Below are 25642 nucleotides of genomic sequence, written 5' to 3' on the forward strand. Positions count from 1 at the left end.
TCGGTGGAGGGCCACAGCGTGTCTACATCGGGGCGCCCACCGCAGCGAACGTCGATGCCATTCTCACCATACCGAGCAGTACGGTGAGGGCATGTCGACGGATCCGCTGGTCAAGACGGGTCGACCCCTCTCCAACGCCGAGACGACGCGCTATGCCCGGCATGTGCTGCTGCCCGATGTCGGACGCGACGGCCAGGAGCGGCTGGCGGCCGCAAAGGTGCTCGTCGTCGGTGCCGGGGGCCTCGGTTCGCCCGCTCTGCTCTACCTCGCCGCGGCCGGCATCGGCACCATCGGCGTGGTCGATGCGGACGTCGTCGACCTGACCAACCTGCACCGGCAGGTCATCCACTCCGACGCCGACATCGGCCGCCCGAAGACCGTCTCCGCCGAGGCGGCGGTCCACCGCGTCAACCCGCACGTGTCGGTCGTGCGGCACGACCTCGCTCTCGACTCGTCGAACGCGCTGGACGTCATCGCCGGCTACGACGTCGTCGTCGACGGCACCGACAACTTCCCCACGCGCTACCTCGTCAACGACGCCTGCGTCATGCTCGGCAAGCCGCACGTGTGGGGCTCGATCCTGCGGTTCGACGGTCAGGTGTCCGTGTGGTGGGCGGGGCATGGCCCGTGCTACCGCTGCGTGTTCCCCGACCCGCCACCGCCGGGATCGGTCCCCAGCTGCGCCGAGGGCGGCGTGCTCGGTGTGCTGTGCGCGGCGATCGGCTCGGTCCAGTCGACCGAGGCGATCAAGCTCATCCTCGGCATCGGCGAGCCGCTGACGGGCCGGCTGCTCATCCACGACGCCCTGCGCCAGACCTGGGACACCCTCACCGTCCGGGCCGACCCCGACTGTCCCGTCTGCGGCGAGCAGCCGACGGTGACCGAGCTCATCGACTACGTCGAGTTCTGCGGCGTGCCCGGGGCGGCCGCGCACGACGAGGCGGCGCTGCCCACGGTGACCGTGCATCAGATGGTCGAGGAGCTGGGTGCGGCGCACCCGCCGCTGCTCGTCGACGTCCGCGGGGACGAGGAGCGGGCGATCGCGAGCATCCCCGGGGCCGTGGCGATCCACCTCGACCGCTTCCGGTCCGGCGACGCCTTCACCGAGCTCCCCGGCGATCGCCGGGTTCTGATCCACTGCAAGGTGGGCGCACGTTCGGCCGAGGCGACGCGTCTCGCGCTTCGCGCGGGGTTCACCGACGTGGCCAACGTCGAGGGCGGCATACTCGCGTACGTCCGGGAGATCGACCCGAGCCAGCCCGAGTACTGAGGGGGAGCCCAGCGCCATGGAGGAGTACGCGCAGCGGGTCCTCGAGGTGGTCGCGCGCATCCCGTCGGGGCGGGTCGTCGCCTATGGAGACATCGCGCGGTCGCTCGGGGAGGGCGGGGCGCGCAACGTCGGCACGGTGATGAGCCGGTACGGCGCCGACGTGCCGTGGTGGCGTGTGATCCGCGCGGACGGTCGCCCACCACAGGGTCACGAGTCGGTCGCGATAGAGCACTGGCGCGCCGAGGGCACGCCGATGGTCCGGGGGCTCGTCGACGGCGCGCGTGCTGACATGAGGTCGGCGCGCTGGGCGATCCCGGCCACGGCGAGCGATGTCGCCGGCACGCGCGGCGGGCTGCACCACATCGAGATCTGGGTCGAGGACATCGGCGCGGCCGCGAGCGAGTGGGGCTGGCTCCTCGGGCGGCTCGGGTACCAGCTCGGCGACGACTGGGGCCACGGGCAGGCGTGGGAGCTCGGCTCGCTGTACGTCGTCATCGAGGCTGGTCCGGACGTGCTTCCCGGTCGCCACGAGCGCAAGCGCGCCGGCCTGAACCACCTTGCCTTCCATGGTGGTTCGCGCGCTGAGGTTGAGGCGGTCGCTGCCGACTGCGAGGCCGGCGGCTGGACGCTGATGTTCGCCGACAAGCACCCGTATGCCGGAGGCCCGGGTCACTATGCCGCATACCTCGAGAGCGGCGAGGGGTTCGAGGTCGAGCTCGTTGCCAAGTAGCGAGCGCCAGCGAGCCATGTGATGGTCCGGCGCGCGTCGCGCGTGGACTGACGAGCGATGCGAGCGCCAGCGAGCGAGCCGAGGAGGGAAGGCGCGACGTCAAGGCGCGCCGGGCACGCGAGCGGAGCGAGCCATGTGATGGTCCGGCGCGCGTCGCGCGTGGACTGACGAGCGATGCGAGCGCCAGCGAGCGAGCCGAGGTGGGAAGGCGCGACGTCAAGGCGCGCCGGGCGCGCGAGCGGAGCGAGCCATGTGATGGTCCGGCGCGCGTCGCGCGTGGACTGACGAGCGATGCGAGCGCCAGCGAGCGAGCCGAGGAGGGAAGGCGCGACGTCAAGGCGCGCCGGGCGCGCGAGCGGAGCGAGCCATGTGATGGCGCGCCGGGCGCGCGAGCGCCAGCGAGCCATGTGATTGTCGGTCCGGCGTGATGGAATCGCTGGGTGGTCATCCTCCGTCGCGCTCCCGCCCTCGTGCCGGAGGCGGTGCGTCTGGGGGAGCGGCAGCAGGCGGCGGTCGACTCTACTGCGCGGGTGCTGCGGGTGCTCGGCGGTCCGGGCACCGGCAAGTCGACGGTCGCCGTCGAAGTCGTCGTCGACGCCGTCCGGCGCCAGGGCCTCCGGGCCGACGCGTGCCTCCTGCTCACGTCGAGCCGAAGTGCCGCAGCGGGCCTGCGGCAGAGCGTGACGGCGCGTCTGGACGGCACGTCGACCGAGTCACTGGCCCGCACCTGGCAGGCGTTCGGCTTCGGTGTGCTGCGGGCCGAGGCTGCGTTGCGTGGCGACCCTGCACCTCGCCTGCTCAACGGGCCGGAGCAGGACGTCATCCTGCGCGACCTGCTCGCCGGCCACGCGGCCGGTGACGTGCCCGGCCCCGACTGGCCTGAGTCGCTGCAGGAGGCGCTCGACCGCCGCGGCTTCCGCAACGAGCTGCGTGACCTGCTCATGCGCACCGTCGAGCGGGGGCTGGGGCCCGGCGACCTGGCACGGCTCGGCGACGAGCACGGGCGTCCGGAGTGGGTCGCGGCTGCGCAGGTGCTGCGGGAGTACGACCAGGTGACCTCCTTCAGCAGGCACGGGTCGTACGACCCGGCCTGGGTGCTCACGGCCGCGGCCGAGCTGCTCGAGGACGACCCGTCGGCGCTCGCGCGTCTGCACGACCGCATCGCCCTGGTCGTCGTCGACGAGGCCCAGGAGCTGACCTCGGCGGCCGCGCGCCTGCTGCGCGTCGTCGTCCGCGGGGGCCCGAGGGTGGTGCTCCTCGGTGACCCGGACGTCGCGGTCCAGACCTTCCGCGGCGCCGATCCGCGGTTCCTTGCGGACGGCTGGGAGTCGCTGGCGACACCTCGCCCCGCACGTCTGGGCGCCGGGCTGCCGATGCCTGTCGACTCCGCAGCCGAGACCCGCACGGTCGTGCTCGACGAGACGTACCGGCTGCCGCCCGCGCTCGCCGGTGTCGCCGACCGGGTGTCGCGACGGATCGGTGCGTTGGGTGGCGGCGAGCAGCGACGCATGGCCAGCGCGGTGCAGCGTGCCGGAGCGACAGGCGTGGTCCAGGTGGCTCTCCTGCGCTCTGTAGCCCAGGAGAGCACTCATATCGCATCCCTGCTGCGGCGCGCACATCTGGTCGAGGGCGTGCCCTGGACCGACATGGCCGTGATCGTCCGCGGGAGCGGGCGTGCAGACACGATGCGTCGTCAGCTCGGCCAGGCAGGCGTGCCGGTCGAGGCGGGCACCGCCGAGATGCCCGTCCGCGACGAGAGCGCGGTCCGGCCGCTGCTCGCCCTCCTCGGCGAGAGCGTGGCCGTCGCGCGAGCGGAGCACTCGAGGGTGCCGTATGCCGTCGACCCCGTCCGCGCGGCCGACCTCCTGCTCTCGCCGATCGGCGGCTGCGACACGGTCGGGCTTCGCAGGCTACGCCGGGTGCTGCGCCAGGAGGAGCTGGCCGACGGAGGCGGGCGGTCCAGCGACGAGCTGCTCGCCGACCTGCTACGTCACCCGCTGCGCGCTCGTGCGCTCGGGTCCACGGCGCGGGCTGCGTGGCGAGTGGGCGAGGCGCTGGCTGCCGGGATCGCCGCGGCCCGCCTCACCGGCGAGGGGCGCTGGGCGCAGGGTGTCACGGCCGAGTCCGTCCTCTGGGCGGTCTGGGAGGGCGCCGGTGTCGCGGAGTCGTGGCGTCGCCTCGCCCTCGCCGGAGGTCCGGCCGGCGAGCGCGCCGACCGCGACCTCGACGCCGTGCTGGCCCTGTTCGACGCCGCTGCGTCGTACGTCGACCGTCTCCCCACGGCCGGCCCCGACAAGTTCCTCGACCACATCCTCGGGCAGGACGTCCCGGGCGACACGCTCCTCGTCGGGGGCCAGGGCGGCGGTCGCGTCGCGCTGCTGACCCCGCAGAGCGCGGCAGGTCGGCAGTGGCGCATCGTCGTCGTCGCCGGCGTCCAGGAGGGCGCCTGGCCTGACTTGCGGCTGCGCGGCTCGATCCTCGGGTCGGAGGACCTCGTGGACGTGCTGGAGCAGCGGCCCCTCGGCTTCCGCGCCGCCCAGGCCGCGGTCCGCTACGACGAGACGCGACTCTTCCACGTGGCGGTGACCCGCTCCACCGAGCGGCTGCTCGTCACAGCGGTGGGCAACGAGGACGAGCAGCCCTCGGTCTACCTCGACCTCGTCGACCCTCCCGACGGGCCGCGGATGGCTGACGAGGTCCGCCCGCACACCGAGATCGCGCGCACCATGACCCTGCCCGGGCTGGTCGGAGAGCTGCGGCGGGAGGTGGTCAGCCTCGATCCCGGGGTGGCCGAGCCGGCCCTGGCGCTGCTGGCGCTGGCTGCGCGGTCCGGGGTCCGCGGCGCTGACCCGGCTTCGTGGTGGGCGCTGCGGTCCGTGACCAGCGAGGTTCCCGTGCGGCGACCCGAGGAGTCGGTTCCCGTCTCGCCCTCGAAGGTCACCTACTTCGCCGAGTGTGGCTTGCGCTGGTTCCTGACTTCCGTTGGAGGAGAAGGGGTTTCGCTGGGCGCGGCATCGGTTGGCACTTTCGTCCACGACATCGTGGCCGAGCTGCCTGACGCGACGCTGGACGTGCTCCGCGCGGAGGTCGACGCCCGCTGGGGTCGGCTCGGGCTGCGGCCAGGGTGGGTGACCGAGCGGACGCGCTCCGAGGCGTACGACATGGTTGCCCGCTTCACGGCATACCGCGACGGGGCGGAAGGCAGCTGGGAGCGCGTCGGCGTCGAGACCGACTTCCGTGTGCCGGTCGGGCGCGCGGTGGTCGCGGGCCGGGTCGACCGCATCGAACGTGACGCCGACGGAGCGCTGCGCATCGTCGACCTCAAGACCGGCAAGTCCAAGCCGGTCAGAGCCGAGCTCGCCACCCACGGCCAGCTGGGCACCTACCAGGTCGCTGTCGAGGCGGGCGGGTTCCCCGAGCTGGGCGACCGGAGCGCCGGGGCGGCGCTCGTCTTCATCGGCAAGGGTGGGCTCTCCGGTCTCAAGCCGAGCATCCTCGACCAGCCGGCTCTGTCGTCCAGCGACGACCCTGGCTGGGCGCGGGCCCTGGTCCAAGCCACGGCCGATGGCATGGGTGCGGCGGAGTTCGTTGCGGCACAGGGGAAGTCGTGCGAGACGTGCCCGGTGCGCTCCTCGTGCCCCGTCCAGCCGGAGGGGGATGCTCTGTGAGCATGGTCATCGACAGACCCGACGTCGTTGTGCGTCATTCGGCGCATGACATCGCGCACGCTCTCGGCATGCCTCCGCCGACCGACGAGCAGGCCGCCGTCATCGAGGCCGGCCCGGCGCCGCTCCTCGTCGTGGCCGGAGCCGGTTCGGGCAAGACCGAGACGATGTCTGCGCGCGTCGTGTGGCTCGTCGCCAACGACCTCGTCGCGGCGGACCAGGTGCTCGGCCTCACCTTCACCCGCAAGGCCGCGGCTGAGCTGTCCCAGCGCATCGCCAAGCGCCTGCGCGGCCTCGAGCGCGCGGGCATCTGGACGCCACCCGTCGACGACGGCACCGGGGCCGAGGTGCTCGGGGGCACCCCGACCGTGTCGACCTACCACTCGTATGCCGGCCGGCTGGTCCGCGAGCACGCGCTGCGGGTCGGCATCGAGCCCGAGTTCCGGGTGCTCACCGAGGCCGGGGCCTGGCAGCTTGCTGCCGAGGCCGTGGCGCGCTGGGACGGTCCGATGGACGACGTCGTCAAGAGCGAGGCCACGGTGATCCAGGCCGTGATGGCTCTCGCCGGCGAGATGGCCGAGCACGTGCGCACGCCCGACGAGGTGATGGCCCATCTCGACGCGGTGCTCGAGCGGCTCGAGGGGCTGCCGGACGGCGACGGCCGAGGCGCAACCACGACGGCCAGGGACGCCGTCACCGTGCTGCGCGAGCGCCGCACGGTGCTGCCGATCGTGGGCGCCTTCCTGGCGCTCAAGCGAGAGCGGGAGTCGCTCGACTTCGCTGACCAGATCGCACTCGCCGCCCGCCTCGCCCGCTCGGACCCGGCGGTCGGGCGCGTCGAGCGGGAGCGCTTCCGCGCCGTGCTGCTCGACGAGTTCCAGGACACGTCGGAGGCCCAGCTCGAGCTGTTGCACTCGCTGTTCCACCACCCGGATGTCGCCCTGACCGCGGTCGGCGACCCCAACCAGTCGATCTACGGCTGGCGTGGCGCGAGCGCGACGACGCTGCTCCGCTTCCCGCGCCAGTTCGGCACGGACACGCCGGCAGAGGTGCTCCCGCTGTCGACCAGCTGGCGAAACGACTGCGCCATCCTCGAGGCGGCGAACGTGACCGCGGGTCCGCTGGCCACCGAGCACGTCCGGCCCCTGCGCCCCCGAGCGGGTGCCGGCGAAGGCCAGATCGACGTCGCACGGCTCGAGACGGCTGAGGCGGAGGCCGACCATGTCGCCGAGTGGGTCGCGTCGCACTGGTTCAGCCCGAGTGGCCGTCGCACGGGGCGCAGCGCCGCGGTGCTGTGTCGGCGACGCTCCTCGTTCCCGCTCGTGCTCGAGGCACTGCGCCGTCAGCAGCTGCCGGTCGAGGTCGTGGGGCTGGGTGGACTGCTCGTCACGCCGGAGGTGAGCGACCTGGTGTCCGCGCTGTGGGTCGTCCAGGACCCGACCCGCGGCGACCAGCTCATGCGGCTGCTCACGGGGCCGGTCGTCCGGCTGGGAGCGGCCGACCTCGCCGGCCTCTGGTCGTGGGCTCGCGAGCTGCACTCGCGGCCGTGGCGGGTGGGCGCCGAGCCGACCACGCAAGGCTCCCTCTTCGAGCCAGCGACCGCGGAGCCGGGTCGGGCTGTTCCTGGCGATGGTGGTCCGGCCGCCAAGGCGGGCGAGCAGGCCGACCCCGACTCGGCCGACGACCGCCGCGGCAGCGACCTCGCCTCCGACAGCGCCGACACCGCGACACTCGTCGAAGCGCTGGACGACCTGCCGCGCTCCGGGTGGGTCGGTCGTGACGGAGCCACGATCACGGCCGAGGCGCTGTCCCGACTGCACGGCCTGGCTGACGTGGTTCGTCGCCTGCGCCGGCTGACCGCGCTGCCGCTCGTCGACCTCGTCGCCGAGGCGGAAGTGGCGATCGGGCTCGACATCGAGGTGCTCTCCCGCGCCGAGCACACCTCGTCGACCGCGCGAGTGCACCTCGACGCCTTTGCCGACGTCGCGGCCCGGTTCGCGACCAGCTCGAACCGCCCGACGCTGTCCGGCTTCCTGAGCTGGCTCGAGGCCGCCCGGGAGCAGGAACGGGGCCTGGACGCAGGCCACGTCGAGTCCGATGCCGACGCGGTACAGGTGCTCACGGTGCACGCCGCCAAAGGCCTGGAGTGGGACGCCGTCGCCATCCCGACGCTCGTCGAGGGCGTGTTTCCGGCCCACTCGGCCACGACCTCGGTCGCGGTCGTCGACGGCAGCGACCCGGTCGAGTACGCCTGCTCCGGCGACGTCAAGGACAAGGGCTGGCTCGTCGGCCTCGACTCGCTGCCCTACGACCTGCGGGGCGACCGCGACGGGCTGCCACACCTCGACTGGCGCGGCGCGCCTGACCGAAGGACTCTCAGCGCCGCAATCGACGAGTTCGTCCTCGACGGCGGACGGCACGCCATGGCCGAGGAGCGCCGGCTCGCGTACGTCGCCCTGACCCGGGCACGGACGGCGATGCTGCTCACCTGCCACCTGTGGGGTGCGGCGAAGAAGACCCTGTCGGTGCCGTCGCGCTTCCTGCTCGAAGTCTGCGATGCGCTGCCCGACCGTGTGGTGCGAACGGCGTGGCACCCGGCGCCAGAGCCTCTGGTGGACGACCGTGGGAAGGCGTCCGCCCCGTCCAACCCGCACCTGTCCGAGCCGGTGTCGGCCCGGTGGCCGCACGACCCGATGGCGGCCAGACGCGCCGCTCTCGTGGGTGCAGGGCGACGGCTGCAGCACGCCCTTGAGTCGGGCCCCGTTGTACCACAGGGCGATCCGCGCGTTGATGACCTGCGCGTGCTCCTGGCCGAGCGTGCGGCCAGGCGCGATACGACCGAGCCCGTGGTCGATGTGCCGCGACACCTGTCTGCATCCGCAGTCGTCTCCCTCGCCCGCGACGTGGAGGCCTTCGCCATGGCGCTGCGTCGTCCGATGCCCAGCCCACCCGCCGTCGCGGCGCGACAGGGCACCGCGTTCCACGCGTGGGTCGAGCAGCATTACTCGCGCGCCGCGATCGTCGACCTGTTCGACCTGCCGGGCAGTGCTGACGAGGGCGCGGCCGACGACTCCGATCTCGAGGTGATGAAGCAGCACTTCCTCTCGAGCGAGTGGGCCGACCGGATCCCGGAGGAGATCGAGCTGTCCATCGAGACCGTCATCGACGGCATCGCGGTGCGCGGCCGGGTCGATGCGGTCTTCGGGCGCGACGACGGTGGGTGGACCGTCGTCGACTGGAAGACCGGTGCCAAGCCGACGGGGCGCGACGCGCGTGTCCGCGCCCTTCAGCTCGCCGCCTACGCCGTCGCCTTCGCGCGGCTGCGTGGCGTCGACCCTGCGCGAGTGGACGCGGCGTTCTACTACGCGGGCGAGGGAGTCACCGTCCGGCCGAGGGTCCCCGACGAGGCCGACCTCGTCACCCTGCTGCGCACCGTCCCCGACTGAGCGAGCACGGCCGATCGACCTCGGCGGAACGGGCCGATCGACCGCCGTGTGCCACCGGCGACCGCACCACCTCCGCATCGGATGGCTTGTCGGAAGGTCTGCACAACGCGGGGGTGTTCACCGCCAGAAGCGGCATACCTTGCGCCAGAGCCCGGGGCCGGCTGGTCCACGAGAGCGGCCGGAGGCGAGGGCGGTCAGGAGGCGTGGTCGCCGTGCCGGCGGTCGGTGATGCGCACGAAGTCGGACGCACCCTCGTGCAGGTCGAGCACCCCGTCGACGTCGTCCGGCAGTGCCTCGACCTCGTCGATCTCGAAGGCCGCGCCATCCCTGTCGCTCGGGCTGACGTAGGGGACTGGCGCCCCGGTGTCGCGGACGACCCCCAGACGCGGGCGGCCCATACCGTCCGGCGTCGCCTCGGCGGACGCGTCGGCGCTGGAGGGCTCGGCGGCGGGCGGATCGGCGTCGGACCGGTCCGCTTCGTCGGATTCTTCCGACCACTCGGGCAGGTCCTCGGCCGTGGCCGCCGTCGACGGGTCGTCGTCGGTGAGCCAGGCAGACATCTCGATGTACTGCGTCTCACCGAGCATCGGGAACGGCGAGTGCGGCTGGGTCGCGTCCCAGTCCGGCAGCGGCTGCTCCGGGTCGTCCGGGTCGATGGACGCAGCCAGCAGGGCGCGCTCCTTGGCCCGCCGGGTGCGCTCGCTGCGGGCGGCGTCCTCCTCGGAGTGGCGGCGGTCGTCGTCCTCGACCCTCTCGTCGAGGGCACGCAGCTCGTCGGCCGTGCGCTCGACCAGAGGCAGCAGGCCGGAGGCGAGCGCGTGCAGCAGGGTGGCCAACGGTGCCATCTCAGCGGCCAGCCGCGCCCGGTGCACGAGGTTGACGTCGGGTCGCTCCACCCTCGACTGGGCATAGGCCTCGAGGACGGAGTCGAGAGTCTCCGGTGGTGCGAGCGCGACGAGCGCGGCGAAGTCGTCGGCTGGGTCGCCCACCCGCGACTGCTCCCAGGCGAGCACCCCGCGCACATGTCCGCTCGAGTCATCCTGGTCGTCGTCGAAGGACGCGAGGAGGTTGTCGCCGGTGAAGCTGCCGTGCACGGTAGCGGGAGCGAACCGCCACAGCGACACGTCCTCGAGCATCCGCTCCCAGCGGGTGAGCAGGCCGGTCGGCACATGCCCGGTCGCGGCGGCGCGGTCGAGGTCGGACAGTCGCCGGTGCCGGTGCGCCTCGGCGTCGTACGTCGGGCGTCCGGCCTCCTCGTAGAGCAGATGCTCGAGGTTGTGGACATGCGCCAGCGTCCGCCCCAGCTCGGCCGCCAGCGGACCCGGGCCGAGTCCCGCGAAGTCCAGCGGCCGGCCCGGGACCCGCAGGTAGACGGCGGCGCGCCCTTCCGGCACGGGTGCGTGGCCGCGGAACATCGGCACCGCGACGTCGAGCCGCCGTCCCAGCAGCTGGCAGAGCATCGTGATGTCGTCGAGCATGGCGCCGGCCGCGGGCGTGCGGGGAGCCTTCACGACCCAGAGACGGTCCTGCGTGTCCTGCACGTAGGCGACCTCGAAGAGCCCGTCGGGACGCGTCGCCACGCCCTCGACCGAGACGGGGTCGAGGCCCGGCACGGCCGAGCTCGCCAGGGCGGCGAGGAACAGCGGGGTGCGCGTCACCTCTCCACGGTATGCCGCGTGGCGCGGAGATCGTGGGAGGTCCGGGGCCCCGGCGCCGCCGCGTGCGCGCGTCCTAGGGTGTGAGTCGTGGCCGTGAGCGACGACACCCTGACCGATCTCGCACTGTCCCGCAGCTCGCTCGACCGGGTAGCCGAGGAGCGCGTGCGGGAGGGTGTGCTCGCCGAGCTGCTCGCCGATCCAGCGACTCGCGTGGCGGAGATCAGGGGCGACCGCCTCCGTGTCGTCGAGGACGGCGTCGGGTCGCTGTCGCTTGGCCTGCGGTCGCCCCGGCCCGGCGACCTGGACCGGCTGGGAGTGCACCTCGGTCGCGATGCCGGCGGGACGGCATACGTCGGCGTCGTCGTGCCAGAGGGCGCGGAAACCGTCGACCCCGCCGGCGACGGCTGGCTCAACCTCAGGCAGGCGGGGGAGGCGCTCAGTGCGCGCGACGCCGGCGTGTTCACGACGGCGCTCGCGCTCGCCAACTGGCATTCGACCCACGGACACTGTCCTCGCTGTGGCGCGCGGACCGAGGCTGTCCAGGCGGGGTGGGTCCGTCGTTGCGTCGCCGACGGCAGCGAGCACTACCCGCGCACCGACCCGGCTGTCATCATGTCGGTCGTCGACCCGCAGGACCGGCTGCTGCTCGGACGGGGCGCCCACTGGCCGCCAGGGAGGTTCTCGGTGCTGGCCGGGTTCGTGGAGCCGGGGGAGTCCTTCGAGTCGGCCGTCGCGCGCGAGGTGGCCGAGGAGGTCGGGATCGCCATCGACGACGCGCGGTACCTCGGCAACCAGCCGTGGCCCTTTCCGTCATCGGTGATGATCGGGTTCGCGGCGACCACGAGGCAGACCGAGCTCGTGCTCGACCCGGTCGAGATGGCCGAGGCACGGTGGGTCACGCGAGCGGAGTACCGCGACCTGCTGCGTGCGGACGAGATCCGCACACCGAGCGGTATCTCGATCGCCAAGCGGATCATCGAGCGCTGGCTCGGACAGACGGTGGAGTCCGTCGTCACACGCCCGACCTGACCGGCGCCGGCCGCATCGGTGGTGTCCCCGGCACCGCCCGGTGGGGAACGTCAGCTCGCGAGGCGGGCGCGCACCTCGGCAAGCGATGGGTTGGTCGCGGCCGAGCCGTCGGGGAACACGACTGTGGGCACGGTGCGGTTGCCCCCGTTGACGCTCTCGACGAAGTCGACGTGCTCCGGGTTGGCCTCGAGGTCGATCTCCGTGAAGCTCACGCCCTCGCGGGTGAGCTGGCCCTTGAGGCGCGTGCAGTAGCCGCACCACACGGTCGTGAACATCGTGATCGAGCCCTCGTCGGGTGTCACCTTCGGCATCGCGTTCCTTCTCTGGTGCCCGGCGCGGGCGCTGAGCGGGCGCCGCGCGGGGATCGTGGATGGCCCTCACGGCCGTCATCCCTCGGTGCAAGGATGACTCCATGGCACGTCACGGCGCAAAACGACCCAAGCGGCTGCCGGTCGAGATCTACGAGGCTGAGCTCGCTCGGCTCCAGGCAGACCTCGTGTCCTTCCAGGAGTGGGTGCGGGCCACGGGGGAGCGCGTCGTGGTGGTCTTCGAGGGCCGCGACGCCGCGGGGAAGGGCTCGGCGATCAAGCGGATCACCCAGTACCTCAACCCGCGCGTGGCGCGCATCGCGGCCCTCCCGGCGCCGACCGAGCGCGAGCGTGGGCAGTGGTACTTCCAGCGTTTCGTCGCCCACCTGCCGACCGCCGGGGAGATCGTGCTGTTCGACCGGTCGTGGTACAACCGCGCCGGCGTCGAGCGGGTGATGGGCTTCTGCACCGACGAGCAGTACCACCGCTTCCTCGCGCAGGCGCCGCTGTTCGAGCGGATGCTCGTCGACGACGGGGTCATCCTGCGCAAGTACTGGTTCAGCGTGTCCGACGCCGAGCAGGAGAAGCGCTTCCGCTCGCGGGCCAAGGACCCGATGCGCCAGTGGAAGCTCTCGCCGATGGACCTCGAGTCGATCACCCGGTGGGAGGACTACTCCAAGGCCAAGGACGTCATGATGGCGGCCACCAGCACCGACTTCGCGCCGTGGTTCGTCGTCGAGTCCGAGGACAAGCGCAGCTCCCGGATCAACGTCATGAACCACCTGCTGACCTCGATCCCGCACGAGCAGATCGCGCCCGACGTGCCCCCCATCCCGGCGCGGCCCGCGCCGCGCGGATACGAACGCCCACCCCAGGAGGCACAGAACTACGTCCCGGACCACGCCGCCGCGCTCATGACGGCTGCGGCGGGTGATCGGTCCTGAGCCCTGCACCGTCCGCCGACGACATCCTCGCCGGGCTCGACCCCGAGCAGCGCGAGGTCGCCAGCGCGCCCGCGGGCCCGCTGTGCATCCTCGCCGGTGCGGGCACCGGCAAGACCCGCGCCATCACGCACCGCATCGCGTATGCCGTCCACTCCGGCGCGCAGCAGCCGCAACGTGTCCTTGCGCTGACCTTCACGGCCCGCGCCGCAGGCGAGATGCGCACCCGCCTGCGGGGCCTGGGCGTCCAGGGCGTGCAGGCACGCACGTTCCACGCTGCCGCCCTGCGCCAGCTGCACTTCTTCTGGCCGCAGGCCGTCGGCGGCGCCGCGCCCGAGGTGATGAGCCACAAGGCGCCGGCTGTCGCCGAGGCGGCCTCACGCCTGCGCATGCAGTTCGACCGCACGACGATCCGCGACCTCGCCGCCGAGGTGGAGTGGGCCAAGGTCAACCTGCTCACCCCCCAGTCGTATGCCGCCCGCGCCCGCGAGGAGCGCCGTGAGCCCCCCGGCCTCGACCTCACCGCGATGGCTCGCCTGTTCGAGGCGTACGAGGAGGTCAAGCAGCGCCGGGGTGTCATCGACTTCGAGGACGTCCTGCTGCTGACGGTCGGGATCCTCGACGAGCGGGACGACATCGCCCGGACAGTCCGTGGGCAGTACCGCCAGTTCGTCGTCGACGAGTACCAGGACGTCAACGACCTCCAGCAGCGCCTGCTCGACCTCTGGCTCGGCGACCGCGACGACCTGTGTGTCGTGGGTGACCCGGCCCAGACTATCTACTCCTTCACGGGAGCCAGCCCGCGTCACCTCGTCGGGTTCCCGAAGCGGTTCAAGGGTGCCCAGGTCGTCCGGCTCGTGCGCAACTACCGCTCGTCGCCGCAGATCGTGGCACTGGCCAACACCATCGTCGGGTCGGGCACGCAGGCGGCTCGCGACGGGGCCGTGCGCCTGGTCGCCCAGGGCCCTGCCGGTCCTGCGCCGGTGCTGGAGACCTACCCTGACGACCCGGCGGAGGCCGCCGCGGTCGCGGCCCGCATCCGGTCGATGACCGACGCCAGTTGCGAGGCTGCGGAGGTCGCCGTGCTGTTCCGCACCAACGCGCAGTCGGAGGCCTTCGAGTCCGCCCTCGCGGAGGCGGGCGTGCCGTACCTCGTCCGCGGTGGCGAGCGGTTCTTCGCTCGCAAGGAGGTCCGCGACGCGATCCTGCTGCTGCGCGGTGCCGCCCGGAGCGACGCCGGTGACAAGCCGCTGGGCGAGATCACCCGCGACGTCATCACCGGCGCCGGCTGGTCGCCCGAGCCCCCATCCGGCGGCGCGACGCGTGAGCGCTGGGAGTCGCTCGCTGCACTGGCGACCCTCGCCGACGACCTGGCGGCGGCCATGCCCGACGCACGCCTGCCCGAGCTCGTCGCCGAGCTGGACCGGCGAGCTGCAGAGCAGCACGCACCGGCGGTCCAGGGTGTCACGCTCGCCAGCCTGCACGCGGCCAAGGGGCTGGAGTGGGACACCGTCTTCCTCGTCGGCGCCTCCGACGGGCTGATCCCGATCTCGATGGCCGAGGGCGTCGACGCCGTCGAGGAGGAGCGCCGGCTCCTCTATGTCGGGCTCACCCGAGCCCGACGCCAGCTGTTCGTCTCGTGGTCGGGGGCACGCACCCCCGGGGCGCGCAGCACGAGGCGGGTCTCCCGCTTCCTCGCCCCGGCCGCCGGCATCCTCGGGCAGGGTGCGCGGACCGAAGGCCGGCCGTCCGGCGGCCGGCGGTCGGCCCCGAAGGCGGCCCGTGTCTCGCACTGCCGCAGCTGCGGCGCGGAGCTCGTCACCGCGGCCCAGCGCAAGACCGGCCGCTGCGACGACTGTCCGCCCACCTACGACACGGCGACGTTCGACCGGCTCCGGGCCTGGCGCCTGGCCGTCGCCCGGGAGGCGAGCGTGCCGGCATACGTCGTCTTCACGGATGCGACGCTCACCGCGATCGCCGAGGCGGGGCCCCAGGACGAGTCCGCGCTCGCGGCCATCAGTGGGGTCGGAGTGCGCAAGCTCGAGCAGTACGGCGGCGACGTCCTGGCGCTCATCGGTGGCGCCACAGCCGAAGATGTTCTCGAAAGCCGTTCTGGCGCAAGGGAATCCGCTGAAGCGTAGGAACTTCTGAAAAAAGTTCCGGAAACTTCGATAAATAAGTTGTTCGTGCGAGAGCGCCCCGCGTACCCTTGACGAAGTCAAGCCCAGTGGCTCAGGTGGCCAGCTGGGGTCCGCGAGCAAGAGTAAGGAGGGTCGGCAATGAGCATCACCACGATGACGATGAACGCAGCGTCCTGCGTCCTTTCCGTGCGTCCGCGCGCTGCCGGCCAGATCCGTCTTGCGGACACCCACGCTCTGGGCCAGGGGACCACTGTGTCCACCGCCGCCCGCGAGGGTCGTCGTATGTCCGGCGTCACTGTCCCGGTTCAGGGGGACATCTCTGTCGCCGCCGCACTCACGTTCGACCCGAACTACAAGCCCTCCGATGTCGCTCGCTCCCGCTCTGGGAGGCCACCGGTCTGACAGACCAGAAGCCTCACCTCCAGGCCGCGAACCCGACATCACCGGGTCCGCGGCCTTCGTGTTTCTCAGAACACTTTTTGCCGCTCCACCGAAGTAACGACAAGTCACCAGGACAGCACCAGACCGGTGCCAGACAGACAGGGACACCCATGACTCCCCGGATGCCGAGCAGCAGGACCGAGACCCGCACCACCGGTGCCGGGCTTCGAGCCAGACCAGACATGAGTGAGAGGGAGCGCCCGCCGCAGGGCGCACCCGAGACGGAGGTGAGAACGATGCAGCTGAGCGAACTGCTTGACCTGGGGACGCATGCTGAGCAGGTCGGCGAGACCATCCCGTGCCGCGACTACGAAGCGGAGCTGTGGTTCGCCGAGCGACCCGAGGACGTCGAGTTCGCCAAGACCCTGTGCGGGCTCTGCCCGGCGCGGGTCCAGTGCCTCGCCGGCGCCCTCGAGCGTCAGGAGCCGTGGGGCGTCTGGGGCGGGCAGCTGCTCGTCCAGGGCGCGGTCGTGGCTCGCAAGCGGCCCCGTGGCCGTCCCCGTAAGCACCCCGTGGCTGCCTGAACCGGCGCACACCGATGTGACCCCCGCATGTTCAGCACGCCACAGGCCCCCGAACACATCCCAGTCCGTAGATCAGGAGATCGTCATGAACCAGCTCGAAATGCTGGCTCGCAACCAGATCCAGGAGCGATCGCATCGCCAGGACCGCAGCGGCATCCGTCGCAGCGCCCGGCTGATCGCCCAGCAGATCCGGTCGAGTCGACGTCACAACGAGAAGTGACCCAACGCCCGGCAGGGCAACCAGACCCACAACCGAACCGAGTGAGCAAGCCGCGGGTGACGCGCACGTCACCCGCGGTTTCGCGTTCCCCGGGCCGGTAGAGCTCCCCGGCCCGCCGCACGGCCCCGCACACCCACTGCCATCCGCTGTCGGTTCGATAACAGTCGGGTGGCGTCTCTATGTCATCAGCGTGTCGCCGTGAAACAAATCAGGCGCCGCGACGGATACTCGGAGTGAGGGAAGGGAGAACCCCCATGGACACCTCAGAACTGGTTCCGGTGCTCGTCTGCGCGAGCTGTGGCACGATTCCGGCGCCTGATGACCAGCCCACCGCCCGGCTCACCTGGAGCCGCAGCAGCGAGGGTGACCGCACGACCTGGACGTGCGAGCGATGCAGCCGCGAGAATCTCCGCTCGATCGAGAGCAAGCTCGACCCCGCCTGGTGGTGACGTCACGCGGGCGTGGCCCGGGCACGTCCCGGCGCCAGCGTCCGCTCGTCAGCGTGTCACTCCACCGGTGACCCGACCGGTGGCAGGTCTGCACCGGGGAGCAGTTCGTCGACGAGCGCCCGGCCGCGGACGGTGCCGCCCAGCTGGCTGAGCACGCCGATGCCCCCACCCCAGACCCGGTGGATCAGGAGGTACTCCGGCGGGAGGTTCAGCTTGTACCCGACGGCGTAGTTGGGCTGCCGTGGGTCGTTGATGAGGGCGAACACACCACGCAGCCAGTCGCGGCTGAAGGTGAACTCGTCGGTGCGGAACGGCGCCATGAACGGCTCGAGGTAGTCCAGCAGCCGGTCGGCGTCGAGGTCGATGTTGGACTTGACGAACCCGATCTCGCGCAGCCCGTCGAGGACCTCGTCGGAGCTGCCGCCCTCGAGACCGATCGTGAGCAGCAACCCGATCTCGGGCGGCATGCCGTCGGGCAGCCGGTTCACCGCACCGAAGTCGATGACGCCGAGCTTGCCGTCCGGCGTGATCCGGAAGTTGCCCGGGTGCGGGTCCGCATGCAGCAGGCCCACCTGGGCCGGCCCGGCGAGCAGAAACTCGAGGTAGAGCTGAGAGGCGTGGTCGCGCTGCTCCTGCGTGCCCTCGGCGATGATGCGCGACAGCGGAACACCGTCGAGCCACTCCGAGACGATGACGTGCTGGTGGCCCTCGACCACGGCCGGGATGCTGAAGTCGGGGTCGCCGGCGAAGCCGGTGGCGAAGGCGTCCTGCGACTCGGCCTCGAGGCGATAGTCGAGCTCCTCGGCCATGCGGTCGCGCAGCTCGTCGAGGATCGGGGCGATGTCGAGCCCGGGGATCCAGCCGGCGGCCACCTTCGCCACGCGGGAGATCTGCCGGATGTCGCTCATGAGTGCGGCTCCGGCACCGGGGTACTGGATCTTGACGGCGACGTCCCGGCCATCGCTCCACACGGCCCGGTGCACCTGGCCGATCGACGCTGAGGCGACCGGGTGGTCGTCGAACGACTGGAACCGGCTCCGCCAGCGGGGTCCGAAGTCGGCCCGCATCACCTCATGGACCGAGGTCGTGGGCATCGGGGGCGCGCTGTCCTGCAGCTTGGTGAGCAGCGCCCGGTAGGGGACCGCGACCTCCTCGGGGAACGCCGCCTCGAAGATCGACAGCGCCTGCCCGAACTTCATCGCGCCGCCCTTGAGCTCTCCGAGCACCTGGAAGAGCTGCTGGGCGGTGCGCGCCTGGAGCTCGGCGGCGACGAGCTCGGCAGGCCGGCCGCCGAGGCGCTTGCCGATGCCCAGCGCGGTGCGCCCGGCGAAGCCGATCGGCACCGAGGCGAGCTTGGCGGTGCGCACGACGGCTTTGCGGGGCAGGTCGGTCACGGCGCACCTCCTCGGGCGGGCTCGGGAGCTCGGGGCCGGGGCAGGTGGGACCACCCCTGCCTCGACTCTAGAGCCTCCCGAGCCCGGCCGGACGCTCTGTCCCCAAGGCCGGTGGCCACTCGGCCTCCCGACGGGCCTCGAGATGAGCCGGACACAGGGGATGTGGTCCCCAGCGCCGATGGTCCATGCGCGGCCACGGCAGGCCCACGTCCACTGACACACCACGCGGCGGCAGGTGGCCCTCGGCAAGGCGGGACACGAACAGCGCCACCGTCCCCGCCACGAGCTGCCCCAAGCCTGGAGGGAGCCTGTCGTGAACGCCTTCCGGCACCGCCACTGGCGGCACCGCTGCAGACGGGCTCGTTGGCTCCGGGCGCGGCTCTCGCCCTCGCTGGAGATCGGGTGTCGCCTGGGCCAGGACCGTCGGCCAGGCCTCGTCGCGGTCTGCCCGATGCTGGTCGAGGCACCACAGGCACGGCGCAGCCGCAGACCCGTCGACGAGGGGCCCGACCGTTGTGTGCGGCCCCGCGGTCGCGACCGGCAGATGAGGTATGCCGTGACGCAGCCAGAGGTTGCCGCGTCGTGGGTCGACGAGGGGCGAGCCGACGAGGACCACCAGATCGGGTCGCTGGCCCGCCGGGTCGGCGATCACGCCGTCGACGTCGGCGCGGTCGTGCACGACCGTCACTCCGGCGCACGATCCGACCACAGCGGCGATCTCCGCGGCCACCGGGCCGGCGCCGTCCACGACAGCCCTCAGCAGGGCGGCATACGGCTCGGTGACGGCCGCGAGGGACGACCGGGGCCCGAGCCCGCGAACGGGCTCGTCAGCGTCCACGAGGACGCCCAGCCGGGTCGTCAGGGTGAGCAGCTCTCGCCAGCGGCTACGGGAGACGCCTGACGCGCGGGCCCGCTCGTACGTCGCGTCGAGCGAGAGGCCGCCGTCCAGGCCGGACAGCAGGCGCACCTCGGCGCTGCTGGCGCCGCCGACGATCGGGCCGCCGGGGAGCACGCCGAACTGGACCTCACCCGAGGGGCGCGTCAGCGGGCGCAGCCAGATCGGCATCCGTGGCCGGCGGGGCAGAGCGACTGTGGACATGGGACCTCCCGACCGACGGTGGGGGTCACCGCCGTCCGTCAGGCTCGCAGGACCGAGAGCGAGCCTGCCGGCCCCGTCCACAGCCTTGGCCTGGCGCGTGCTGGCCGCGTGCTGGCCGCGTGCTGGTCGCGTGCCGGGGACGCGTGACCCCGGACGCACGAGAGGGCGGGACCGCATTGGTCCCGCCCCCTCGATGACCGGCGTCAGCGACGCCGTCGCGACCTGATCAGGCCTTGCCCAGAATGCGGTTGAGGTTCGTGCCACAGACGGGGCACTGGCCCTTGGCCATGCGACGACCGTTGTCGGACACGACAACCTTGCCCTCGGCCTCGCGCTTGGCCTTGCACTTCACGCAGTAGAACTCGCCCTTGTAGGTCTCGTCAGCCATTGGTGTCTCCTTGTAGCTGGCGCCCATCCGACGGGCGCCTCGACTCGTTCAACCCTAGAGCACCCTGAGCACGAATTCATGCTCATCCCCGCTGGGCGCGCCTGTTCGGCATGAGGTATGCCGGTCGCGGCTCCCCGTCCGCAAACCACAACATATCGGGCGTCGCCAGGCGTCCGCCGAGCTTCCGGCTCACGGTGCGGGACGTTGTCGCCGCGCTGGCTTACCCTGCCCTCATGGCAGTGGCGCGGCGCGAGGTGGTGCACACGGTGGTCGACGGGGTCACCGTCGAGGTGCGCCGCAGCGCCAAGCGTCGCCGCACGGTCTCTGCCTACCGTCAGGAGGGGCGCCTCGTGGTGCTCGTCCCGGCGCGGATGAGCCGGGCCGAGGAGGGCGAGTGGGTGCGCACCATGGTGGCCCGCGTGGCAGCCTCCGAGCAGCGCCGGCAGCGCAGCGACGACGACCTCGGGCGCCGCGCTCTCGAGCTGTCCCGCGACCACCTCGACGGACGTGCTGTCCCCACCAGTGTCCGGTGGGTGACGAACCAGAACTCCCGATGGGGCTCCTGCACGCCGGCGGAGGGCTCGATTCGCTTGTCCGACAAGCTCCGCGGCATGCCGACGTGGGTCGTGGACTACGTCCTGCTGCACGAGCTGGCGCACCTGCTCCAGCCGGGCCACGGCCCCGAGTTCTGGGAGCTCCTGCGTGGCTATCCGCGGCTCGAGCGCGCACGCGGCTACCTCCAGGGAGTGTCGGCGGCCGCCGGGCTCGGGCTCAGCGACGAGTGAGCACCTCGGTGCGGTGCGTGAGGCGCAGGAGGGGCGTGCGTTCGCCCGGCTCCTGCAGGCGCCGCTGAACGTCGCTTTCAGCGCCGGGTCAGCCGCAGCCCCGCCTCGACGAGCGGGCCGAGCTCGTCCCGTGTCCCCGGCGGAAGCGCGTCCACGGGCCACCACCGGACGTCGATCGACTCGGAGCTCACGGCCGGCCCCGCCGAGCGCGGCGCCACGGCCGCGAACCGGATGTCCAGGTGCTCCTGGCAGGTCCCGAAGTCGCCCACGAGAACATGTCGGTCAAGTTGGGCGATTTCGGGCAGGGGAGTGACGTACGCCACACCTGACTCCTCGCGGGCCTCGCGCATGGCCGCATGCCACACCGAGGCGTCCCCGACCTCGTAGTGGCCACCGAACTGGAACCACAGCCGCGCCCGCCGATGGTGGGTCAGCAGGGCGGCCTCGCCCGCCTCGTCGAGCACGATGACGCTCCCGGTGAGGTGCGAGGGCGGGCCTGACTTGGCCATGGCGTCCGGATGGCGGCCCAGGTGGCGCAGGAAGTCCACCCGCAGCTGCTCCTGTCGGGCGTCGGGCGCGGCCCACGCCTGGAGCCGAGCCACGGCATCGGCGTGCAGCCGCTCCCAGCCGGACCTGACGGGCTCGGGCGTCGGAGCGCTGCGCGCAGATGCCTCCGAGCTCACCGGGCCGAGCCCGGGCCGCCCGGCGTCGGGTCGGCGGGTGAGCCGCCGCCGTCAGGACCGGTCGTGCCGGCCTCGCCCTCGTCGCCGGTCTCCCCGGTCTCCGGGATCACCCCGGTCTCCGTGGTCTCCGCGGCCTCGTCGGTATCCCCGGTGGGTCGGCTGCGCTCGGCCTCGTCCAGGATGCCCCGCAGCACCGAGTCGAGGTCGGTGCCGAGCTCGGGCGAGCCCAGTGCATCGCTCGGCACGCCCTCGAGTGTGGCGCCCCCGCCCGTGACGCGCTCGACGTAGCCGATCGGGTCGTCGAGGTCGGCTGACGTCGGCGCGAGGTCTGGGTGGGCCCAGCGACCGTCGCGCAGCGTGGCGCCGCCGGCATTCTCGAGGGCGGCCCACAGGTTGGCGGCGTCCCGAAGCCGCCGCGGGCGCAGCTCGAGTCCCACGAGGCCCGCGAAGGTCTTCTGGGCGGCGCCGCCGACCCGGCGGCGTCGGATCGTCTCTGCGAGCGCGGCCGACTGGGGCAGGTGGCGCGACGTGGCGCGGTCGGTCACGTGGTCCACCCAGCCCTCGGCGAGGGCCAGCAGCGTCTCGAGCCGGTCGAGGGCCGCCTGCTGGGCCGGGGTCGGGTGCGGACGGAAGAGGTTGCCCTGCAGGGCAGCACGCAGTGCCTCGGGGTCGGACGGGTCGATGGTCGACAGGGCGGACTCGATGGCCTCGGTGTCGATGGTGATGTTGCGCGCGTAGTCGGAGACCGCGGACAGCAGCTGCGGACCGAGCCAGGGCACCTCGGAGAACAGCCTCACCCGGGCCGCTTCACGCACGGCGAGGTACAGGCGCACCTGTGCGATGTCGATCTCGAGGGAGTCGGCCAAGGTCTCGATGTTGCCGGGCAGCAGCGCCACGAGGCCCGGCTCGGTCAGCGGCAGGCCGACCTCGGTGCCGCTGACCACCTCGGTGGCCAGCGTGCCGACGGCCTGGCCGAGCTGGGCTGCGAACATCTGACGGCTGAGGTTGCCGAGCATCGGGGCCCACTGCTCCACCATGTCGCGTGGGTTGAACCCCTCGGGCAGGCCTCCGGGCAGGGCGTCACCGAACGCCTCCGGGCCGAGCTCTCCCACCTGCTTGCGCAGGGCCTCGGAGGTCGCCGCCGTGACGCCGTCCGAGACCGGCTCGATGAGCTCGAACCATCGGGGCATCGTCGCCTCGACCCACTCCGCGCGGCTGAACCCGTTGGCGCGCCACGCAGGAGCGGCGAGCGTCGTGTACTCGTCGAGCCAGAGCGTGGCCACGGCCACCGCGTCGGCCACCGCGCGTGCGGCGGCGCCGTCGTGGACGTCGTTGCCCTCGACGGCAAGGACATGCCGCCGCGCGACCTCGGTGGCCAGGTCACGAGATCCGGTCGGGGACTGCTGCGCCGCCATGAACGTGCTCAGCTGAGCCCGCATCGCCGCCTGCGTCGCCGGGTCGCGGGGGTCGACGCCCATGCTGCGCATGGCCTCGGCGAGCTCAGGGTTCTGCGCGGCCTCGCCGAGGACGTGCTCGAGCATCGCGCCGAGGTCGGCCCCGGAGAACTGCGACGGGTCGAGCTGGGAAGGATCGAACTGCGACGGATCGAACTGGGACGGGTCGAGCTGGGACGGGTCGAACCCGCCTCGCCCCCGCAGCGGCAGGCCGAACGGCGACTCACCGGGAGCGCGCCCGCCCGTGCCGGGACCCTGCGACTCCTCGTCGGGACCGTCACCGGCCTCGTCGCGCTCGTCGTTGCGGTTGTCGTCGTCCCCGCGTCCGCGGTCGTCGGCCATCGCTGCTCATCCCCACTCGACAGAAGTTGCTGCTACACCCAAGACAACCACGGATCGCGCACGTTGGTTCCCCGGCAGAAGGGCGGCGGCCACGCCGCTTCCGGTCAGCGCCCGCCCGCCCGACTCGCGGCGTCCTTGCCGTAGGGCAGGGCACACACGATCGCGGCTTACCATTGCGGGCGTGACGGTCACCCTTGCCGAGATCCGTGAAGCGCCTCTGTCGGTCGACGAGGTGCTCGCGAGCGTCTCAGACGCACGAGCCGGAGGCACGTGCCTGTTCGTCGGGACGGTCAGGGACCACGACGGGCATGGTGGCGCGAACGACCGCAAGGGCGTCGTCCACCTCGACTACAGCGCGCATCCGCAGGCGGCGGACACGGCGCGATCGGTCGCCGAGAAGCTCGCCGCCGACGGCCGCGTGGTCCGCATCGCGGTGGTGCATCGCGTCGGCCACCTGACCGTCGGCGACATCGCCGTGGTCGTCGGGGTGAGCGCCGAGCACCGCGGCGAGGCCTTCGAGGTATGCCGCCAGCTCATCGACGAGTTCAAGGCGACGGTGCCGATCTGGAAGCACCAGCAGTTCGCCGACGGCGCCGACGAGTGGGTCGGGCTGCCGTGAAGACGATCAAGCGCGTGCCGGAGCAGCCGTCCGGCACGGACCTGCCCGTGTCCGACGAGGCCGGCCGACCGGCATACCCGGACAGCTCCGGGCGGCTCACCCGTGGCAACAAGGTCGTCCTCTGCGTGTTCTTCGGGCTCCTGGCGATCATCGTCGCGGGGTCGCTCATCCACCTGCCGTACGCCGTCATGAGCCCCGGCCCGACGCAGAACACCCTCGGTGTCTCCCAGAACGGCAAGCAGACGCCGATCATCTCGATCAGCGGCCTGCCCACGTACCCGACCAACGGGGCGCTCAACTTCACGACGGTCAGGGTGGAGGGTGGTCCGGGGTACCCCGTCGACCTCTGGGACGTGCTGCAGGCCTGGATCGACCCGTCGCGAGACGTCCTCCCGGTGGACGACGTCTTCGATCCCGCGGTGACGCAGGAGCAGGTCGCGGAGGAGAACGCCATCCAGATGGAGGGCTCGCAGGAGGAGGCCACCGCGGTGGCGCTGCGAGGGATCGGCAAGGACGTCCCGACGCACATCGTCGTCGGCGGCCTCACCGACGCCTCGAAGGCCAAGGGTCTGCTCAAGCCCAAGGACCGGTTCGAGCAGGTGGGGGACACGCCCATCACCTCGGCCCAGAACGTCCGCGACGCGCTTCAGCAGGTCAAGCCCGGCGAGTCCGTGAAGATCCGCGTCAGCCGAGACGGCAAGGACGTCACCGTCGAGGTGCCCACGATCGAAGGGCAGGGTGGGCGTACCGCCCTCGGGGTGCTGCTCGGGATCGACCACGACTTCCCGGCGACCGTGAAGATCGACGCCGGCTCCATCGGCGGACCCTCGGCCGGGCTGATGTTCTCGCTCGGGATCTACGACAAGCTCACGCCCGGCCCGCTCGCCGGGGACAAGGACATCGCCGGCACCGGCACGATCGACGACCAGGGGAACGTCGGCCCGATCGGTGGCATCAGGCAGAAGCTGGCCGGCGCCCGCGCTGGTGGCTCGTCCTACTTCCTCGCTCCCGCCGACAACTGCAACGAGGTCGTGGGCCACATCCCCGACGGGCTCGACGTCGTCAAGGTCTCGACCTTCGACGAGGCCAGGACCGCGGTCGAGGCCATCGCCAAGGGCAACACGGCCTCGCTGCCGCACTGCTGAGGCGCCGGGCCTCAGGGCTCGAAGGTGGCCTGCAGCGCCTGGACGAGCCCTGGCGCGATGTCCTTGCCCGTGGCGACCGCATCGTCGGAGTCGTGGTCGCGCTGGCGTAGCAGGCAGATCGACGAGCCGTCGCGCAGCACCGCGACGAGCAGGCGCACGTCCTTGCGGTCCGGGTGCGCCGCGAGATGGTCCACGACGTCGCCGGCGCGGTCCGGCAGGTCGCGCTCGGCGTCGGGCGGCACGACCATCCGCTCGATGGCGAAGGCGCATCCGTCGACCTCGTCGGGCCAGGCGATCCGTCCGAGCAGGGTCTCGAGCGAGCTCGTCGAGGGCAGGCCCTCCTGCTCGATCGCGGTGAGCGACCCTTCCGCGAGGTCCGCGGGGCCCATCTGGACGCGCAGGTGCGGCTCTCGCTCGAGCAGCTCGGCGGTCCGCACGAGTGCGAACAGCCGCGCGGGCTGGTCCCAGCCCGCCGCCGCGACGTGGCGCTCGGTGTCGAGGGCGGCTATGGCGAGGGGGTCTATGACAGGCTCGGGTCTCACGCGACCCATGCTGCCGTATGCCGTCCGCAACCCGGGCGCACAGGGTGCCAAGCTCGCCGGGTACCCCCTCAGCGTCGAGTGAGCGCCCCGTCCCACGCGCCCCATCTCGTCCCGCGCTCGCGGAGTCCTCGGGTCGAGTGAGCGCCTTCGTCACGCGGGCTGGGGCGCCACCCGGCCGCGCAAGGCACCCAGCACCGAGGGTGATGTCGACCAGGACGCCGTCGATGCCCTCTACAGCCTCCGCGGGACGCCCTCGAGGCGAGCCACGGCCGTGCGCAACCTGCAGCCGACGATGGCACGCGTCCTGGAGATCGTCAGCACGGCGCCCGAGCCGGTCGGCGCGGCTGAGGTCGCCGAGATCCTCGGGGC

At 72.2% G+C, this 25642-nt stretch carries 22 protein-coding genes; 14 read left to right on the plus strand and 8 right to left on the minus strand.

Going from position 1 to position 25642, the window contains the following annotated elements; translation table 11 throughout:
- Nucleotides 1-91 precede the first annotated feature (91 nt).
- The 4 genes from moeB (at nt 92) to ACWEOW_RS11755 (ending at nt 9111) form a co-directional block, all read left to right on the plus strand.
- Nucleotides 92-1270, plus strand: coding sequence for a molybdopterin-synthase adenylyltransferase MoeB (moeB, locus tag ACWEOW_RS11740; protein WP_452269371.1), 1179 nt, complete (start codon nt 92-94; stop codon nt 1268-1270).
- Nucleotides 1271-1286: 16 nt separating this feature from the next.
- Nucleotides 1287-2000: an MGMT family protein gene (locus ACWEOW_RS11745; protein WP_452269372.1), complete on the plus strand. Its 714-nt coding sequence runs from the start codon at nt 1287-1289 to the stop codon at nt 1998-2000.
- A 440-nt stretch (nt 2001-2440) separates the two neighbouring features.
- Nucleotides 2441-5668, plus strand: coding sequence for an ATP-dependent helicase (locus ACWEOW_RS11750; protein WP_452269373.1), 3228 nt, complete (start codon nt 2441-2443; stop codon nt 5666-5668).
- Nucleotides 5669-5736: 68 nt separating this feature from the next.
- A complete protein-coding gene (locus ACWEOW_RS11755; RefSeq protein ID WP_452269374.1) occupies nt 5737-9111 on the plus strand; it encodes an ATP-dependent helicase in 3375 nt (1124 codons plus the stop codon).
- A 194-nt stretch (nt 9112-9305) separates the two neighbouring features.
- Here the strand turns inward: ACWEOW_RS11755 and ACWEOW_RS11760 are convergent, their stop codons facing one another.
- Nucleotides 9306-10769, minus strand: coding sequence for a phosphotransferase (locus ACWEOW_RS11760; RefSeq protein WP_452269375.1), 1464 nt, complete (start codon nt 10767-10769; stop codon nt 9306-9308).
- A gap of 93 nt (nt 10770-10862) precedes the next feature.
- Between ACWEOW_RS11760 and nudC the strand changes: the two genes are divergently transcribed.
- Nucleotides 10863-11798, plus strand: coding sequence for an NAD(+) diphosphatase (gene nudC, locus ACWEOW_RS11765; protein ID WP_452269376.1), 936 nt, complete (start codon nt 10863-10865; stop codon nt 11796-11798).
- A gap of 50 nt (nt 11799-11848) precedes the next feature.
- Here the strand turns inward: nudC and ACWEOW_RS11770 are convergent, their stop codons facing one another.
- Nucleotides 11849-12109, minus strand: coding sequence for a mycoredoxin (locus ACWEOW_RS11770; RefSeq protein WP_452269377.1), 261 nt, complete (start codon nt 12107-12109; stop codon nt 11849-11851).
- 101 nt (nt 12110-12210) lie between these two features.
- On the opposite strand from ACWEOW_RS11770, the gene ppk2 reads away from it, so the two are divergent.
- The 6 genes from ppk2 to ACWEOW_RS11800 all read left to right on the plus strand — a co-directional run bounded on the left by ppk2 (nt 12211) and on the right by ACWEOW_RS11800 (nt 16822).
- Nucleotides 12211-13050 (plus strand): polyphosphate kinase 2, encoded by an 840-nt coding sequence (gene ppk2 / locus ACWEOW_RS11775; RefSeq protein ID WP_452269378.1) that lies wholly within the window; start codon nt 12211-12213, stop codon nt 13048-13050.
- Nucleotides 13047-15188 carry an ATP-dependent DNA helicase UvrD2 gene (locus ACWEOW_RS11780; RefSeq protein ID WP_452269398.1) on the plus strand — a complete coding sequence of 714 codons (2142 nt, stop codon included), beginning with the start codon at nt 13047-13049 and terminating at the stop codon, nt 15186-15188. Before ppk2 ends, ACWEOW_RS11780 begins: the two co-directional genes overlap by 4 nt.
- Before the next feature lie 138 nt (nt 15189-15326).
- The gene (locus ACWEOW_RS11785) at nt 15327-15590 is read left to right on the plus strand and encodes a hypothetical protein (RefSeq protein WP_452269379.1); all 264 of its coding nucleotides are present in this window, start codon (nt 15327-15329) and stop codon (nt 15588-15590) included.
- Between the two features lie 275 nt (nt 15591-15865).
- Nucleotides 15866-16153 carry a WhiB family transcriptional regulator gene (locus ACWEOW_RS11790; protein WP_452269380.1) on the plus strand — a complete coding sequence of 96 codons (288 nt, stop codon included), beginning with the start codon at nt 15866-15868 and terminating at the stop codon, nt 16151-16153.
- A gap of 85 nt (nt 16154-16238) precedes the next feature.
- The gene (locus tag ACWEOW_RS11795; RefSeq protein ID WP_452269381.1) at nt 16239-16373 is read left to right on the plus strand and encodes a hypothetical protein; all 135 of its coding nucleotides are present in this window, start codon (nt 16239-16241) and stop codon (nt 16371-16373) included.
- 254 nt (nt 16374-16627) lie between these two features.
- Entirely contained in the window at nt 16628-16822 is a 195-nt protein-coding gene (locus ACWEOW_RS11800; protein ID WP_452269382.1) for a hypothetical protein, read from the plus strand.
- Nucleotides 16823-16878: 56 nt separating this feature from the next.
- On the opposite strand, the gene ACWEOW_RS11805 is transcribed toward ACWEOW_RS11800, so the two are convergent.
- The 3 genes from ACWEOW_RS11805 to ACWEOW_RS11815 form a co-directional block, all read right to left on the minus strand.
- On the minus strand, nt 16879-18216 hold the full coding sequence (locus ACWEOW_RS11805) for an ABC1 kinase family protein (protein ID WP_452269383.1): 1338 nt from the start codon (nt 18214-18216) through the stop codon (nt 16879-16881).
- Between the two features lie 67 nt (nt 18217-18283).
- Nucleotides 18284-19315 (minus strand): hypothetical protein, encoded by a 1032-nt coding sequence (locus ACWEOW_RS11810; RefSeq protein ID WP_452269384.1) that lies wholly within the window; start codon nt 19313-19315, stop codon nt 18284-18286.
- 226 nt (nt 19316-19541) lie between these two features.
- Nucleotides 19542-19703: a DUF5679 domain-containing protein gene (locus tag ACWEOW_RS11815; protein ID WP_010849458.1), complete on the minus strand. Its 162-nt coding sequence runs from the start codon at nt 19701-19703 to the stop codon at nt 19542-19544.
- 233 nt (nt 19704-19936) lie between these two features.
- On the opposite strand from ACWEOW_RS11815, the gene ACWEOW_RS11820 reads away from it, so the two are divergent.
- Nucleotides 19937-20488: a YgjP-like metallopeptidase domain-containing protein gene (locus tag ACWEOW_RS11820; protein WP_452269385.1), complete on the plus strand. Its 552-nt coding sequence runs from the start codon at nt 19937-19939 to the stop codon at nt 20486-20488.
- Nucleotides 20489-20565: 77 nt separating this feature from the next.
- Here the strand turns inward: ACWEOW_RS11820 and ACWEOW_RS11825 are convergent, their stop codons facing one another.
- Both ACWEOW_RS11825 and ACWEOW_RS11830 read right to left on the minus strand, forming a co-directional pair.
- Nucleotides 20566-21171: an NUDIX hydrolase gene (locus tag ACWEOW_RS11825; RefSeq protein ID WP_452269386.1), complete on the minus strand. Its 606-nt coding sequence runs from the start codon at nt 21169-21171 to the stop codon at nt 20566-20568.
- Nucleotides 21168-22967, minus strand: a complete 1800-nt coding sequence (locus ACWEOW_RS11830; protein ID WP_452269387.1) for a zinc-dependent metalloprotease — start codon at nt 22965-22967, stop codon at nt 21168-21170. The genes ACWEOW_RS11825 and ACWEOW_RS11830 overlap by 4 nt, the downstream gene beginning before the upstream one ends.
- Before the next feature lie 181 nt (nt 22968-23148).
- On the opposite strand from ACWEOW_RS11830, the gene ACWEOW_RS11835 reads away from it, so the two are divergent.
- Nucleotides 23149-23586, plus strand: a complete 438-nt coding sequence (locus ACWEOW_RS11835) for a molybdenum cofactor biosynthesis protein MoaE (protein ID WP_452269388.1) — start codon at nt 23149-23151, stop codon at nt 23584-23586.
- Nucleotides 23583-24731 carry a YlbL family protein gene (locus ACWEOW_RS11840; protein WP_452269389.1) on the plus strand — a complete coding sequence of 383 codons (1149 nt, stop codon included), beginning with the start codon at nt 23583-23585 and terminating at the stop codon, nt 24729-24731. The genes ACWEOW_RS11835 and ACWEOW_RS11840 overlap by 4 nt, the downstream gene beginning before the upstream one ends.
- A gap of 11 nt (nt 24732-24742) precedes the next feature.
- On the opposite strand, the gene ACWEOW_RS11845 is transcribed toward ACWEOW_RS11840, so the two are convergent.
- Nucleotides 24743-25282, minus strand: coding sequence for a PPA1309 family protein (locus tag ACWEOW_RS11845; RefSeq protein ID WP_452269390.1), 540 nt, complete (start codon nt 25280-25282; stop codon nt 24743-24745).
- Nucleotides 25283-25642 lie beyond the last annotated feature (360 nt).

This window comes from Monashia sp. NPDC004114, from assembly GCF_053603855.1.